Origin of the sequence: Pantoea phyllosphaerae (assembly GCF_051025595.1) — a bacterium.
Taxonomy (GTDB): Bacteria; Pseudomonadota; Gammaproteobacteria; order Enterobacterales; family Enterobacteriaceae; genus Pantoea.
Genome location: NZ_JBPFDE010000002.1, coordinates 32481 through 46212 on the forward strand (window position 1 = coordinate 32481; position 13732 = coordinate 46212).

Consider the following 13732-nt stretch of genomic DNA (forward strand, 5'->3'; position numbering starts at 1 on the left):
GCCCATCTGTTTTCACTCAGCCAGCGGCTAAATTTCGTCGTTCGGCGGAATGGCGTTTTTTCCCAGCTTCACCAGAAAACTGCCGTCGACGCGTTTAATTTTCGCGCCCCGATCGCCCCAGTACATCGCGATACCAAAAAACTCATCGGCAGAAAGCTCATAGCCGATAACTACTGATTTATGCTCCCCGCTGCTGAGCAGTTCATTCAGCTCATCCAGATTGCTGGCGATAGCGTAATCCATGTTTCCCCCCTGATGATTCACTTTAAATAGTGCGGCCAAAGTTTAACCATACGCCATCCCGGCAAATCCGCCATCTAAACCGCTTCGCCGCCGATCACCTGCCTGATGCGCTGCGCGATATAGCCCGCATGGGTTTCCAGCGCAAAATGGCCCGTATCGAGCAGCTCAACCTGCGCCTGTGGGTTATCCCGCAGATAAGCCTGCGCGCCTGGCGGAATAAAGAAGGGATCGTGTTTGCCCCAGATAACCAGCGTCGGCAGCTGTTTCTCACGGAAGAACTGCTGAAAAGCCGGGTAGCGCGTCAGGTTATTCGCGTAGTCCAGGAAGAGATCCAGCTGAATATCTTTGTTGCCGGGCCGCTCCATCAGCAGCGCATCAAGCATATAGCCTTCTGGCGCCACCAGCGTTTCGTCGCTGACGCCATGCAGGTATTGCCAGCGGGTGCCTGCCAGATTGAGCACGTTGTCATGCACGACCTGGCGATTTTCCGGCGTCGGCTGCGCCCAGTAGCGACGAATCGGCTCCCATGCGTCGCCCAGGCCTTCCAGATAAGCATTGCCGTTTTGAGACACCAGGCCGGTTACCCTGTCGGGATAAGCGAGCGCCAGCCGCAGTCCGCTCGGCGCGCCATAATCGAACACGTAAAGCGCGTAGCGTTCGAGCCGTAGTGCATCGACAAACGCGGCGAGCGTGTCGCCCAGGGCGTCGAAGCTATAGACGTAACGGCGCGCGTCCGGCACTTCGGTAAAACCAAAACCGGGCAGATCGGGCGCCACCAGATGAAAGCTGTCGCTCAATAAGGGAATCAGATCGCGAAACTGATGCGAGGAGCTGGGATAGCCGTGCAGCAGCAGCAGCGTGGGGCGTTCAGGATTGCCTGCCTCGCGGTAGAAGACGCGTACGCCGTCGGCGTCGACATAGCGGTAGTGCACTGGACAGAGCGGATTGCTGATCATTTTGACCTCTCATGTAACCGTTAAAGTAGTTTTTTACAGGTTGGTTTATACCCTGGCACAGAACACAAACCTTTAAAAGTTATTTTTAGCGGTTACTTGAGTGCGCCACCGTTGCAGCAAGCAACCCTTTAACCTAATCTTTAATGGTTATCAGGAGAGCAGAATTAGATGAAAGAGAGAAACAGCGAACCCTTTCCCGCCGCGCCGCTGCAGATTGGCGATCATCTGGCGCTCGATTTTCTGAACACCGTGGCGCAGGTTGATGGCGAACCGCATGATTTTTTTCAGCGCGACGAGGATGTGGTGCGCTGGCTTGAGGCGGCGGGATGCGGGTCAGCCGGGAGGGCGCGTGAAGCGCACGCTGGCGGATTGCTCAAGGCGGCGCGTGAACTGCGCACTGTTATTCTGCAGGCGGTAAAGCAAAGAAAAAGAGAGGAAGCCTGGCAGCCGGATGCGCTCAATCGCTTCCTTCGCAGCGCCTCCAGCCACTTTGAGCTGACGCTAAACCAGGATGGCCAGCCTGAGTCTCGCCGCGTCTACGCGACGGCGACGCCAGAGCAGCAGCTTGCCCAGGTGGCGGAGCAGGCTGCCGATTTGCTGGTAAACGGCGATTTCTCGCTGGTGCGCGAGTGCGAGCATCCCGACTGCACGCTCTGGTTTTACGACCGCACCAAAGCGCATCGCCGCCGCTGGTGCAGCATGGCGCTGTGCGGCAACCGCGCCAAGGCGGCGCGCTTTCGCCGGATGACTCAGAGCTAAGACGGCTGCGCGCCAGTCGTGATTCAGGATGAGGGCGTATTCGCTTTATGCAGCGTGCTCATTGCCCGATCCAGCGCCTGCACCTCAAGCTGGCCCGGCGCAGACGCCTCGTCCAGCGTGCCGAAGGTCAGATTGCTGCCGAACACCTCGCCCGACAGGCGCGTCACCGCGCCCAGGCCGCCCATCGCCATGGTCAGCAGCGGCCTGTCGCTGCGCTGGCGCATCTGCCAGGTCACGTCGCTCAGGCGGCTGACGTCGTGCGGCGTTTTCGGCATCACCGCTATCTTCAGAATGTCCGCGCCGTGCGCCTCCTGCCACGTCAGCCGCTGCAGCATGTCAGCGCTATCCGGCGTCGCCTGGAAGTCATGATAAGAGAGGATCACCGCGATGTGTCGGCGGTGCGCCTGCGCCACCAGCCGATCCACCGCCTGCGCGCCGATGCGCATCTCAATATCGATAACATCGGCGAAGTCTGCCTCGATCCACTGCTGATAAAGGGCGATATAGCTGGCGTCATCCGGCGACAGGCTGCCGCCTTCGTTTTTAGTGCGCAGCGTCAGCAGCAGCGGCTTGCCCTGAAGTTCACGGCGCATCTCTCGCCCGAGCTGCGCGACCCTGTCAACGTGAGTGGCGAAATCGAGCTTATCGACGCGCAGTTCGACCATTCGCACCTGCGGCGTTTGCGCCGCCTGGCGCGCCAGCTGCAGCGCACTCTCGGCATCGTCGCCCGTGGTCGAGACGATAATGGCCGGTTTGCCCTGCTGAATGGTGAGATTGCCCACTTGTAACGGCCGTACATGCGCAGATGGCGGTTCCGCAGCCGCTGCGGAAACCGACATCATCAGTAGCGCTAAAGGTGCTTTGAGCATAAAACCTCTCCCTGTCCTGAATAAAACCCAGGGTTTAAGATCTAGCTCACACTTTTATCACCATCAAGCCTCAACGCGCCGGTCACTGCATTACTGGGCACGCTGCTGCTGGGGCGCCGTCAGAGACGCGCCTTTTTTATGGAACAGCAGATAGGCGGCGCTGGTCACCACCAGGCTGATCACCCAGGAGATATCGGCGCCAGGGATCAGATGCGCGTAGGGTCCGGTAAAGAAAGCGTTCTCAACGAACGGAATCTGCACCACCACGCCACCAAAATAGATCAGCAGCGCGTTCGCATTCACCAGCCCATAGCGACCGCCGTCGGCGCGGAAAATCGAGGGGATGTCATAGCGCTGCTGCTTCACCACATAAAAGTCGAGCAGGTTGATGACGCTCCAGGGGATCAGCACGCCGATCAGCGCCCAGATCAGGTTCAGGAAGAAAGAGACGAAGTTGGCCGATGCCGCCAGCGACACCAGCACGCCGCCCACCAGCACCACCGCCGAAAACAGCACGCGCACGCGCGCAGCCGGCAGCCAGGTCGGGCGGAAGGTCTGCACGGCGGTAATCAGCGAGAGCACCGAACCATAAAGGTTCATCGAGTTATGGCAGATGATATTCAGCAGGAACAGCACCATCAGCACCGGCCCGAGCCAGCCGGTCGCCTGCCGCACCGCCGCCATCGCATCCCCTTCGCCGCCGACTACATTCACCGCCACCACGCCGAACAAAAAGGCCAGTATCGTGCCGCAGCACGCGCCAAACCAGGTGCAGATAAAGGGTTTGAACACCCCAATATTGGCGGGCAGATAGCGGGAATAGTCAGAGGTATAGGGTGAAAAGCTAATCTGCCACACCGCGCAGATGCAGAACGTGGCGAACCAGCCGTTCAGGCTGAAGCTGCCGCGCTGCCAGAAATCCACCGGCAGCGGACGGCCAAGCATCACAATCAGCCCCACCACCAGCGCAATGCCCATCACCCAGGCGCCAACCTTGTTGATATGGTGGATAAAGCGATAGCCGACGATACCGATCAGCGTTGCCGCGACCGCGCCGAGGATGGTGGCGCTGTGGACCGATAGCGCCGGGATCACGTTATTGATCACCTTGCCGGAGAGCGTCACATTGGAGATAAAAAAGCCGAGGTAGATCGCCGTGGTAAAGCAGATCACCAGCAGCGAGCCGTAGCGGCCGAACTGCGCGCGGCTCTGCACCATTTGCGGAATGCCGACGCGCGGCCCCTGCGCCGAGGTGAGCGCCAGAAACAGCCCGCCGAACAGATGCCCGGCGATAATCGCCGAGATCGCCGAGAGGATATTAAGGTGGTAAGTCTGGGTCGAGATGGCACCGGTCACCACCGCCAGCGGCGCGATATTGGTGCAAAACCACAGCGTGAACAGGCTGCGCGCCTGGCCGTGCCGCTCGTTTTCCGGCACGTAGTCTATCGATTTATTTTCTATCACGTTGTTTTGAGACATTTTATCCTCCGCACTGGGGATTTTTATTTTGTGATGTGTAGGGTTACGTAGCTGAACGGCGGCAAAGCCTGGCCGGAGGCCGTCGTGGCCCCGACAACAATCGGGCTTCTGAATTCATCCTTTACATCAGACGCAGCGCCGGTATCCGTGCGGCGCGCGCCTGCGGGTCACTTCGTCCGTGAGGTCTTTTCCTGGTGTGGTCACGCAGTTAACGCATGACGAAGGGATCGCCGATGGGCTCGTCGCTGGTGCGCAGCCACACCGTTTTGGTGGTGGTGAACTCCAGCGCCGCCTCCATGCCGCCTTCGCGGCCGTGGCCGGAGAGGCCGTAGCCGCCAAAGGGCGCCAGCGGCGACACCATGCGGTAGGTATTGATCCAGACCACGCCGCTGCGCAGCGCCTTCGTCACGCGATGGGCGCGCGCCAGGTTCTGCGTAAAGACGCCCGCGGCCAGCCCGTAGGCGGTGTCGTTAGCGAGGCGAATAGCCTCCGCCTCATCGCGAAAGCTCACCACCGACAGCACCGGACCGAACAGTTCGTTCACCACGGTTTCGGCCCGCGGCGCGGCAGAGCAGTCGAGAATGGTCGGCGGATAGTAGAAGCCGGGCCGGTCGATAGCGTAGTGGCCGGTCAGCAGTCTCGCCCCCTGCTCCAGCGAGCGGGCGACCAGCGACTGAATGCGGGTTTTCTGCTGTTGCGTGCAGAGAGGGCCGAACTGCGTCGCCATCTCCTGCGGCGCGCCGATGATGATGCGCTCGACGCGCGCCACCAGCGTCGCCAGAAAACGTTCTTTGATGCTTTCCGCCACCAGCAGGCGCGAACCGGCGACGCAGCTCTGCCCCGACGCGGCAAAGATCGCCGCCACCTGCGCATTGGCCGCGCTCTCCAGGTCGGCGTCGTCAAAAACGATAAACGGCGACTTGCCGCCCAGCTCCAGCGTGGTTTTGCTGAGGTTCTCCGCGCTGTTGCGCACGATGTGGCGCGCAGTCTCCGGACCGCCGGTGAAGGCGATATGCGCCACGTCGGGATGAGTGGTCAACACCGTGCCGCAGCGCTCGCCGAAGCCGGTAATAACGTTGCAGACGCCCGCCGGGAAACCCGCCTCGGCAATCAGGCGAGCGAAGGCCAGCAGCGGCGTCGGCGCGCTTTCGGCCGCCTTCACCACCAGCGTACAGCCCGCCGCCAGCGCCGGGCCGATCTTCACCGCAGAGAGAAACAGCTGGCTGTTCCAGGGAACGATCGCCGCCACAACGCCTACCGGCTCACGCCGCGTCCAGGTTTCGGTATCGGCCTTGTCGATGCTGAGCACGCGCCCTTCCATCTTGTCGGCCAGCCCGGCGTAATAGCGGTAATAGTCGGCGACGTAAGCGATCTGCGCGCGGGTTTCGCGGATGATTTTGCCGGTGTCGAGCGTCTCCAGCCGCGCCAGCTCGTCAGCGTTCTGTTCGACCAGATCCGCCAGCCGCATCAGCAGCTTGCCACGCATTGATGCGGTCAGGTCGCGCCATGCCGGTGCGTTAAAGGCCTGATGCGCCGCTGCGACGGCACGGTTGACCTCTTCCGCGCGCGCTTCGGCGATGGTCGCCCACGGCTGACCGGTGGCGGGATTCAGCGAGTCGAACGTTGCGGCGCCCGACTCAAACTGGCCGTTAATAAAGAGTTTGAACGATTCCATCTCGCCACCTGTTAATGAAATTCGGGCATCACCTGGTTGATAAAGCGGGTCAGAGACGCTTTTTTACGTTCGAACGTCATGCCGCTGTCGATCCAGAGCGCAAATTCGTCATAGCCCAGCGCTTCGTAGTGCTTGAGGCGCGTAATCACCTCGTTGGCGCTGCCGATAGCCAGGTTCTTGCGCATCGCTGCCGCGGAGTAGTAGGTATTGGCGGCGATGTCGGCGTCGCTCAGTGGCTGGATCAGTCCCTGAGTGACCGGTCGTTCGTTTTTGAACCAGGCGCCAAAGTAGTTGTAGAAGCGGTTAAGCTCCTCCGCCGCCTGCTGCGCGTCCGCTTCGTCCTCCGCCACGTAGCCATGCTGCAGCAGCATGATCTTCAGCGGCTTCTCCGGCGCGAGGCGCTGACGCGTTTCGTGGAAGCACTGCGCCAGACGCACGATCTCCTCATCGCCCTGATGCAGCGGCGTAACCTGGACGTTGCAGCCGTTGGTCACGGCGAACTCGTGGCTGTTGGGATCGCGCGCGGCGATCCAGATGGGTGGATGGGGCTGCTGTTTCGGCTTCGGCGACGAGGTAGAGAGCGGAAACTGCCAGAACTCACCGTTATGGGCATAGTCCCCTTCCCACAGCTTTTTCACCGCGGGCACCAGCTCGCGCATGCGCTGGCCGGCATCCCAGGCGGTCAGGCCCGGCATCATGCGCTCATACTCGTAGCTGTAGGCGCCGCGCGCGATGCCCAGCTCCAGACGCCCGCCGGTAATGATATCGGTCATCGCCGCTTCGCCCGCCAGCCGCAGCGGATGGTTAAAGGGCGCGATCACCGTGCCGGTGCCGAGCCGCACGTTTTTGGTCCGGTTCGCCAGATCGGCCAGATTGATTAACGGGTTAGGCGCGATGGTGAAGTTCATGCCGTGATGCTCGCCGGTCCAGATGGCGTGCATATTGGCCTGATCCGCCATCTCGCACAGCGCCATCATTTCCTGGTAGAGCCTGTCCTGCGGCTCGTCGGGCGAGATGCGTTCCATATGGATAAAGAGTGACAGTTTCATAGGGTACCCCGGTACGAGTTTCAGCTGGCGAATTGTTTTATTGAACCGTTGATTTCATCGCCGTAATAGATGCTGTAATTGCCGACGCTATTCTCTCTGACGAAGCGATTCATCAGCGATTTCAGCGCCGAATCTTTGATGGAAAGCGCAGAAATTTTTTCCAGATCGAGCCATTCGCCCTGGCTGAGCACTCCAGGCGTGCTGTCGGTCGGCAGCGCGCAGAGAAAGACGATATGCTGCTTGTTGCTCTGGCGATCTTCGTAAATCGAATAGACAAAGCCGGGACTGGCGTTGACGCCCAGGTCGGCCATCAGCGCAGTCAGGGTTTCGCTGACGCTGCCGTCAGCGACAGGGCGCGAAGGCAGGCTGGCTGCGCCCGCTTTCTCCACCATGATGGCGTGGCCGTTGCATTCGATCAGCGCGCTGACTTCGACGCGCAGGCGATTGATCAGGGTTTGCGCATTCTGGTACGGCGTGAAATAGGCACCGCGGTAGTAGCCCAGGCCAGCGGTCGCCTGAGAGTCGAAGCCCTCGACCCTGCCAATCAGGAGCGCATGGTCGCCCGCGTCCACCACCTGATGCAGCGCACAGTCGAACCAGGCGGAGCTGTGCTCCAGCAAGGGCGTGCCGTTGTCGCTGGCGCGCCACTCCACCAGCGCGAAGCGATCTTCTACCTTCGAGGCGAAGATATTCGACGTCTCTTTTTGCTGCTCCGCCAGGATATTCACCGCAAAGTGCGCGCACTCGGTAAAGTTGGCGAAGTTGGCCGAACGCTTGTCGATGCTGACCAGCAGCAGCGCCGGATCGAGCGACACCGAGGTAAAAGAGTTGGCGGTAAAGCCTATCGGCTGGCCCGCTTTGTCGCGGCTGGTCACCACGGTGACGCCTGTCATAAAGGCGCCGAACGCGTCGCGCAGCTGTCTGCGTTTATCTGTCTGCATGAGAAACTCCTGCCAGTGCGTTGATCTCTTTTTCCGCCGCGAGGGGTGCGGTCAGGAAGGTCATCATCTCCTGACTGACGCGTTCCGCGTCCGTCAGGCTCACCATATGCCGCGCGTTGGCGATCACCACCGCCTGTCCCTGCGGCGCTGCAGCGGCCATGGCGCGCGCCATCTGCGGATTCGAATTGGCGTCCAGCTCGCCGGTCAGCACTAACACCGGGCACCGCATCTCGTCCCAGCGGTCGGCGTAGACCGCGTCGCCGCTGGCGAATGCCTGATAGGCGGCAGCATAGCCCTGAAGATTGACCTGCTGCAGCCAGCCGCCGACGCGATCGCGCAGCGCGGTTTCACGTTCGTCGTCGCCGAACCAGCGCGCCAGCGGCGAATCCAGCTGGGCATCCCCGGCCGCCAGCTCTTTGGCACGCTGCAATACCGCCTGACGCGCCGCGTCGCTGCGGCGGTAGACGCCGCTCATCACGATGGCGTGGCTGACGCGGTCCGGATAGTCGATCGCCAGCCCGGCAGCGATCAGCGCGCCCATTGAGTGCCCTGCCACGGCGAAGCGTGACTCCGGCCGCTGGTCGAGAAACGCTGCCAGCCAGGCGACATAGTCGGGCAGCGAGACCGGTCGACGAAAGGCATCGCTCTCGCCGTGGCCCGGCATATCGACTGCAATCACGCGGAATCGCGCGCTCAGCGCCTCAATCTGCGGGAACCAGGCCTCGGCATTCATCCCGACGCCGTGGATCAGCACCAGCGGCGCGCCTTGCCCGGCTTCGAGATAGCTGACGCGCATCCCGCCGTCAGAGAGCCGCTGGGTTTTTCGCATCATGGCCTAACTCTTTCAGGTCGGAGTAACGGTTGCCGATACGGTGATGCGGACGGCCGCCCAGCGCCGCGCCCAGCGCGATAACGATCTCGTCGTAGCGCGGCGCATCGCCGATATTAAATTGCATGGTCAGGTAGTGTTCGCGGCTGCCTTCGTCGTTTTTATGCATCATCGGGATCAGCACTGGCGTGTTGGCCGGGCCGCGCGTGTTGTTAAATGCCAGATAGCTTTTGCTCTGCACCGCGCTGCGGTAGTGGTTGCCGAAGTGCAGCGTGTGGATCAGTGCGGAGGCGTGTTCCAGTTCGCCATCAAGCCCGACAACCGCGCTTTTGCCGAAGGCTTCGACGTTTTCGCCGCTGCCCGCCTCTTTCAGAATCAGCCGGGTAAGCAGTTCGCCCAGCACCGGCGCGAGCTCGCGGATCTGCGGCGCCAGATCCTCAACGTAGCCCCGATCGGCCCAGGGGTTTTTCACTACGGCGGCAGCGGCGATCATCACCAGGGGTTTAGCAGCAGCCTTGCCGCCGTCGACGTACAGCGTTTCGGTGGTCACCAGCGTTTTACGAATGGCGGGATGCATAGTCCTCTCCTGAAAGTTATCAAAATGCTAAATGAATGTTTCGTGAGTGGTATAGCACTGGGAAAATTGCCATGTCAAAATATGGTATACCATCATACGAAATGGCATTCTGAGGGCTGCCGACACCGCTTTCAGCGTGTTAATCAGCTGATTTTAAACAGGATTTTAGACAGGAGCCCTGCTGCGTTATTAAACAGATCGTTACTGACACGTTCAAAATGCCAGAGCGAAAAAGCCGCGTGCATCAAGGCATTGCGCGTCGCCGACTGGCGTAACGCACTATTTTTAAGCAGAGTGCAAAAGTGTGAGGCGGGCCAGATTTAACCTGTTTATGCGCACCCGCCGCCGTAGCCTGGGCATTGCGCGCGCCGATCGTTCGGTGTTAATAGTAAGTTACCATCCGGCGCAGTCGGACCCGCGTCAGGTTAATTTATCTACTTGAATACAGAGGGATTTGATGGTTGATAACCATTCTCTGAGAATTGAAAACGCGCCAGTGACCCTGCGCGAACTGGCGCTGAAGAAAGTGCGCCAGGCGATTATCGCTGGCTATTTTAAGGCGGGCGACCGGCTGGTAGAGCGTCAGCTTACCGAGCAGCTCGGCGTCAGCCGCAGCGTGGTGCGGGAGGTGATCCGCTATCTGGAAGCGGAGGGCTTAATTGAGATCCTGCCGAAAAAAGGGCCGATCGTCGCCCTGCTGACGTGGGAGATTGCCGAGCAGATTTACAATATTCGCCTGCTGCTGGAGCAGGAGGCCGCCTGGGACTGCGCGCAGCGCGCCGGCGAGGCCGATAAGGTACGGCTGCGCCAGCAGCTGCAGCAGATTGCGCAGGCATCGCGTGAGCACGACGATATCAGGCGCGTCGAGGCGTCGCAGGCGTTTTACGAAACCCTGTTCAGCGTGGCGCATCACACCATCGCCTGGGAGATTGTGCAGCGTATGAACAGCCGCATCAGCCGCCTGCGCGCGCTGACGCTCGCCTGGCCGGAGCGCGAAGTCGCGGGCTTTGAACGCATGTCGCGTATCTGTCAGGCGATTGAGCAGAACGATGCGCCGCGCGCGAAACAGGCGGTTTATGAGCATCTCACCGAAGCCGCCAGCCTGGCAAAGCAGATCCTTTCTCAACCGGAGTAAACCATGGCCGCATACTGGATTGCGCACGTCACTATTCACGATCCGACGCAGTATCAGCACTATATGGCGCTGGCCCCGGCCGCCTTTCAGGCCTACCACGCGCGCTTCCTCGCGCGCGGCGGCGAAGCGACATCGCTGGAGGGCGCCGCTTTTCAGAAGCATGTATTGATTGAGTTCGACGACTATCAGAGCGCGCTCGACTGCTATCACTCCGAGGCCTATCAGCGCGCCCGCGCCGAACGCGCCGACGTGGCGGAAGCGATGATCATCATTGTGGATGGGCTATAGCGCGCGGCAAGAGATTGCAGGCATAAAAAAACCGGTCAGCGACCGGTTTTAACCTGCATGCGGCACGAGTCAGGCGGCGACGCCTTTGGGCTGCGTAGCGACATGCCCCGCCCACAGGCTGGCGACCCACTTCACCCCTTTGGCGGTAAAGCGCGCCTGCGAAAACGCATGCTGATTTTCGCCCACGCCCGAGCGCAGCGTAAAGTAGCCCGCCTGCAAATGGTGATGCTGCGGGGTCAGCGTACCTTTATCGCGGTACATGATATTACGCTCCAGCAGGAACTGACGAAACTCTGGCTCTTTCACTTTCAGCATTTTGCACAGCTGGCGAAAACCGAGCGAGTCTGTCACCTCAACAAAGCGGTCAAAAAATTCCGCCTTTGGGGCGGAGAGCGCCAGCTGTTCTTCGGCAGCGCGGCGCTGCTCAAACTGCTCTGCCCAGGCGCGCGCCGCTTCGGCGGGGTTGGTAAAGTCGGGCAGATGCGCCACTTTTTCACGCTCCTGCCATTTGTCGAGCAGATCGGCGGTAAAGCCCGGCGACAGGCGCGCAACGGCCAGCAGCGAGTCGCGCTTGTTCAGGCAGAACTCCTGACGCATCTCTCCTTCATGCTCGTAAAGGTTGATCGTCAACGGCTGCGAAAGCCGCTGCGCGGTTTCCAGGCTTTTGATCAAACGTTTTACTTCGCCGTGGGTAATGCCGGTCAGTCGGGCGATTTCACGGCTGCTCATCAGGACAGAAGCGTTGAGAGCAGAAAGATTTTCAGTAGAGAACATCATCAGCGTCACCTCATGCAAACGTACGCAGCCGTCTGGGCTGTTGAATAAGTATACAGGATACTGTTGTTATATCCAGTATTTTTTTTAAGCGTTTTACTAAGCGTTCGCCGTCTCGCCTGATTGCGCAACAGCCGCCGCGCTTGCTTTACCTGTATCTGCGGCCAGGCTTAAACCATCTCCGTCTTCCACGCCCGCCATCCCTGAAACGTCCGGGAAGTGCGCCTCCGGCGTGGAATTTCCGTGTTGCGTCATGGCGACCGGCACACTCATCAAGAAAGGATGTTGATATGAGAGCTCTGACCTATCATGGCCCGCACCGGGTTCGCGTTGAGACCGTTCCCGATCCTGTTCTGCAGGAGCCGGACGATATTATTTTGCGCGTGACGGCCACGGCGATTTGCGGCTCTGACCTGCACCTCTATCGCGGCAAGATCCCCGGTACCGAGCATGGCGAAATCTTTGGCCATGAATTTATGGGCGAAGTGGTCGAAGCGGGCTCGGCGGTGACCAGCGTCGCCGTCGGCGATCGCGTGGTGGTGCCCTTTGTCATCGCCTGCGGCGACTGCTTTTACTGCCATCTGCATCAGTATGCCGCCTGCGAAACCACCAACAGCGGCCGCGGCGCCATCCTGAACAAGAAGAACATTACGCCGCCGGCGGCGCTCTTCGGCTTCAGTAATCTTTACGGCGGCGTGCCCGGCGGTCAGGCAGAGTATGTGCGGGTGCCGAAAGCGAATGTCGGCCCGTTTAAAGTGCCGCTGACGCTGCCGGACGATAAGGTGCTGTTCCTGTCCGATATCCTGCCGACCGCCTGGCAGGCGGTGCAGAACGCCGGTCTGGATAAAGGCTCCAGCGTGGCGATTTTCGGTGCGGGTCCGGTAGGTCTGCTTAGCGCCGCCTGCGCCCGCCTGGTCGGCGCAGAAGAGATTTTTATGATCGACCATAACAATTATCGTCTGGAATTTGCCCGTCAGCGTTACGGCGTCACGCCAATTAACTTTGACGATATCGACGACCCGGCGGCATGGATTATCGAGCATACGAAAAATAACCGGGGCGTTGACGCGGTGATCGACGCAGTGGGCTTTGAAGCGAAAGGGAGCCTGACCGAGACGGTGTTAAGCAATCTTAAGCTGGAAGGCAGCAGCGGCAAGGCGCTGCGCCAGTGTATCGCCGCCGTCAGGCGCGGCGGCGTGGTCAGCGTGCCGGGCGTCTATGCCGGCTTTATTCACGGCTTCATGTTCGGCGATGCCTTTGATAAAGGGCTGACGTTCAGGATGGGACAGACCCACGTGCAGGCCTATCTGCCGCGCCTGCTGTCGCTAATTGAGCAAGGACTGCTGACGCCGGAAGAGATCGTTACCCACCATATGCCGCTTGAAGACGCCGCGCACGGCTATGAGATCTTTGAGAAGCGCAAAGATGACTGCCGCAAGGTCATTCTGGTGCCCGGCATGGCGTCGCAGCGCGCCGCCAGATAACCCGGTTGTCCAGGCTGCCGACGGCAGCCTGGCAGCGGTTAACGCACGATACCTTCATCGCTGTCGTTAAGCTCCGACAGTGAAATTTCGCGCGACGGCGCGTTATCAAGACGGTCCCCATATTCGCCGCGCACGTCCGGCAGGCTGGTGAACTGCCCGTCGACAAATAAAAAGCTCAGGTGCCGGGCGACATCATTCAGCATCTCTTCAGGCTCATTTTCCGTGGTACCTTCCACCTCTTTGCCGTCGAGCTGCCAGCGCAGCTTACCGCCCACCAGCTCGGCCCCGCCGATATCGACCACATGGCCGTCGATATTTTCCACCAGCAGGCGAGACTGGCAGTAATAAAGCAGGTATGGCATCAGGTCACGTTTATTTTCAGACATCTTTTCTCCTGCGGCAGACAATTTCTGCTGTTAAAAATGGAAATAATAACGTAGCGCATAGATCGCCCAGTAAATGGCGTTTGCGGCCAGGTAAATCCAGCATCCCCAATAGGCGACGGGCTCACGTTTGGTTCGGAGTTTGGGCAGGAAAGCCAGCAGATAACCGGCAGCGGCGATAAGCGAAACGAAATAGAAAAACTTCATCTTCCCTCCTGAAAGTCATTTATTTAATAGAAGGATAGTCAGTTTTTTGGGTAGAAGCGGAGATGGGGAGTAAATAGGTTTCAG

General features: G+C 60.0%; 16 protein-coding genes. 4 read left to right on the forward strand and 12 right to left on the reverse strand.

Annotation, left to right across the window (positions count from 1 at the left end):
- Positions 1-27: 27 nt before the first annotated feature.
- Together ACR6A7_RS03350 and ACR6A7_RS03355 are read right to left on the reverse strand one after the other, a co-directional pair.
- Entirely contained in the window at positions 28-243 is a 216-nt protein-coding gene (locus tag ACR6A7_RS03350; RefSeq protein WP_033748899.1) for a hypothetical protein, read from the reverse strand.
- 74 nt (positions 244-317) lie between these two features.
- Positions 318-1199, reverse strand: a complete 882-nt coding sequence (locus ACR6A7_RS03355) for an alpha/beta fold hydrolase (RefSeq protein ID WP_434123374.1) — start codon at positions 1197-1199, stop codon at positions 318-320.
- A 168-nt stretch (positions 1200-1367) separates the two neighbouring features.
- On the opposite strand from ACR6A7_RS03355, the gene ACR6A7_RS03360 reads away from it, so the two are divergent.
- Complete coding sequence (locus tag ACR6A7_RS03360; RefSeq protein WP_434123375.1) at positions 1368-1958, forward strand: CGNR zinc finger domain-containing protein; 591 nt, start codon at positions 1368-1370, stop codon at positions 1956-1958.
- A gap of 23 nt (positions 1959-1981) precedes the next feature.
- Here the strand turns inward: ACR6A7_RS03360 and aroD are convergent, their stop codons facing one another.
- The 7 genes from aroD to ACR6A7_RS03395 form a co-directional block, all read right to left on the reverse strand.
- Positions 1982-2827, reverse strand: coding sequence for a type I 3-dehydroquinate dehydratase (aroD, locus tag ACR6A7_RS03365; RefSeq protein ID WP_434123376.1), 846 nt, complete (start codon positions 2825-2827; stop codon positions 1982-1984).
- Positions 2828-2917: 90 nt separating this feature from the next.
- Complete coding sequence (locus ACR6A7_RS03370; RefSeq protein WP_434123377.1) at positions 2918-4306, reverse strand: purine-cytosine permease family protein; 1389 nt, start codon at positions 4304-4306, stop codon at positions 2918-2920.
- A gap of 208 nt (positions 4307-4514) precedes the next feature.
- The gene (locus tag ACR6A7_RS03375) at positions 4515-5981 is read right to left on the reverse strand and encodes an aldehyde dehydrogenase (protein WP_434123378.1); all 1467 of its coding nucleotides are present in this window, start codon (positions 5979-5981) and stop codon (positions 4515-4517) included.
- 11 nt (positions 5982-5992) lie between these two features.
- Positions 5993-7030: an LLM class flavin-dependent oxidoreductase gene (locus ACR6A7_RS03380; protein WP_434123379.1), complete on the reverse strand. Its 1038-nt coding sequence runs from the start codon at positions 7028-7030 to the stop codon at positions 5993-5995.
- A gap of 20 nt (positions 7031-7050) precedes the next feature.
- Positions 7051-7971 (reverse strand): flavin reductase family protein, encoded by a 921-nt coding sequence (locus ACR6A7_RS03385; RefSeq protein ID WP_434123380.1) that lies wholly within the window; start codon positions 7969-7971, stop codon positions 7051-7053.
- Entirely contained in the window at positions 7958-8803 is an 846-nt protein-coding gene (locus ACR6A7_RS03390; protein ID WP_434123381.1) for an alpha/beta fold hydrolase, read from the reverse strand. The genes ACR6A7_RS03385 and ACR6A7_RS03390 overlap by 14 nt, the downstream gene beginning before the upstream one ends.
- The gene (locus tag ACR6A7_RS03395) at positions 8775-9377 is read right to left on the reverse strand and encodes an amino acid synthesis family protein (RefSeq protein WP_434123382.1); all 603 of its coding nucleotides are present in this window, start codon (positions 9375-9377) and stop codon (positions 8775-8777) included. Before ACR6A7_RS03395 ends, ACR6A7_RS03390 begins: the two co-directional genes overlap by 29 nt.
- A gap of 457 nt (positions 9378-9834) precedes the next feature.
- On the opposite strand from ACR6A7_RS03395, the gene ACR6A7_RS03400 reads away from it, so the two are divergent.
- Both ACR6A7_RS03400 and ACR6A7_RS03405 read left to right on the forward strand, forming a co-directional pair.
- A complete protein-coding gene (locus ACR6A7_RS03400; RefSeq protein WP_434123383.1) occupies positions 9835-10512 on the forward strand; it encodes a GntR family transcriptional regulator in 678 nt (225 codons plus the stop codon).
- Between the two features lie 3 nt (positions 10513-10515).
- On the forward strand, positions 10516-10800 hold the full coding sequence (locus ACR6A7_RS03405; RefSeq protein ID WP_434123384.1) for a DUF1330 domain-containing protein: 285 nt from the start codon (positions 10516-10518) through the stop codon (positions 10798-10800).
- Positions 10801-10869: 69 nt separating this feature from the next.
- On the opposite strand, the gene ACR6A7_RS03410 is transcribed toward ACR6A7_RS03405, so the two are convergent.
- Complete coding sequence (locus ACR6A7_RS03410; protein ID WP_434123385.1) at positions 10870-11577, reverse strand: phage antirepressor KilAC domain-containing protein; 708 nt, start codon at positions 11575-11577, stop codon at positions 10870-10872.
- 287 nt (positions 11578-11864) lie between these two features.
- On the opposite strand from ACR6A7_RS03410, the gene ACR6A7_RS03415 reads away from it, so the two are divergent.
- Positions 11865-13058, forward strand: a complete 1194-nt coding sequence (locus ACR6A7_RS03415; RefSeq protein ID WP_434123386.1) for a zinc-dependent alcohol dehydrogenase — start codon at positions 11865-11867, stop codon at positions 13056-13058.
- Between the two features lie 38 nt (positions 13059-13096).
- Here the strand turns inward: ACR6A7_RS03415 and ACR6A7_RS03420 are convergent, their stop codons facing one another.
- Positions 13097-13444: a hypothetical protein gene (locus tag ACR6A7_RS03420; protein WP_434123387.1), complete on the reverse strand. Its 348-nt coding sequence runs from the start codon at positions 13442-13444 to the stop codon at positions 13097-13099.
- A gap of 30 nt (positions 13445-13474) precedes the next feature.
- Complete coding sequence (locus ACR6A7_RS03425; RefSeq protein WP_179944755.1) at positions 13475-13648, reverse strand: hypothetical protein; 174 nt, start codon at positions 13646-13648, stop codon at positions 13475-13477.
- Positions 13649-13732: the final 84 nt, after the last annotated feature.

Bases quoted from the DNA above. Each gene is read 5' to 3' on its own strand.
- ACR6A7_RS03350 (WP_033748899.1), bottom strand. From the start codon at position 243: ATGGATTACGCTATCGCCAGCAATCTGGATGAGCTGAATGAACTGCTC.
- ACR6A7_RS03355 (WP_434123374.1), bottom strand. From the start codon at position 1,199: ATGATCAGCAATCCGCTCTGTCCAGTGCACTACCGCTATGTCGACGCC.
- ACR6A7_RS03360 (WP_434123375.1), top strand. From the start codon at position 1,368: ATGAAAGAGAGAAACAGCGAACCCTTTCCCGCCGCGCCGCTGCAGATT.
- aroD (WP_434123376.1), bottom strand. From the start codon at position 2,827: ATGCTCAAAGCACCTTTAGCGCTACTGATGATGTCGGTTTCCGCAGCG.
- ACR6A7_RS03370 (WP_434123377.1), bottom strand. From the start codon at position 4,306: ATGTCTCAAAACAACGTGATAGAAAATAAATCGATAGACTACGTGCCG.
- ACR6A7_RS03375 (WP_434123378.1), bottom strand. From the start codon at position 5,981: ATGGAATCGTTCAAACTCTTTATTAACGGCCAGTTTGAGTCGGGCGCC.
- ACR6A7_RS03380 (WP_434123379.1), bottom strand. From the start codon at position 7,030: ATGAAACTGTCACTCTTTATCCATATGGAACGCATCTCGCCCGACGAG.
- ACR6A7_RS03385 (WP_434123380.1), bottom strand. From the start codon at position 7,971: ATGCAGACAGATAAACGCAGACAGCTGCGCGACGCGTTCGGCGCCTTT.
- ACR6A7_RS03390 (WP_434123381.1), bottom strand. From the start codon at position 8,803: ATGATGCGAAAAACCCAGCGGCTCTCTGACGGCGGGATGCGCGTCAGC.
- ACR6A7_RS03395 (WP_434123382.1), bottom strand. From the start codon at position 9,377: ATGCATCCCGCCATTCGTAAAACGCTGGTGACCACCGAAACGCTGTAC.
- ACR6A7_RS03400 (WP_434123383.1), top strand. From the start codon at position 9,835: ATGGTTGATAACCATTCTCTGAGAATTGAAAACGCGCCAGTGACCCTG.
- ACR6A7_RS03405 (WP_434123384.1), top strand. From the start codon at position 10,516: ATGGCCGCATACTGGATTGCGCACGTCACTATTCACGATCCGACGCAG.
- ACR6A7_RS03410 (WP_434123385.1), bottom strand. From the start codon at position 11,577: ATGATGTTCTCTACTGAAAATCTTTCTGCTCTCAACGCTTCTGTCCTG.
- ACR6A7_RS03415 (WP_434123386.1), top strand. From the start codon at position 11,865: ATGAGAGCTCTGACCTATCATGGCCCGCACCGGGTTCGCGTTGAGACC.
- ACR6A7_RS03420 (WP_434123387.1), bottom strand. From the start codon at position 13,444: ATGTCTGAAAATAAACGTGACCTGATGCCATACCTGCTTTATTACTGC.
- ACR6A7_RS03425 (WP_179944755.1), bottom strand. From the start codon at position 13,648: ATGAAGTTTTTCTATTTCGTTTCGCTTATCGCCGCTGCCGGTTATCTG.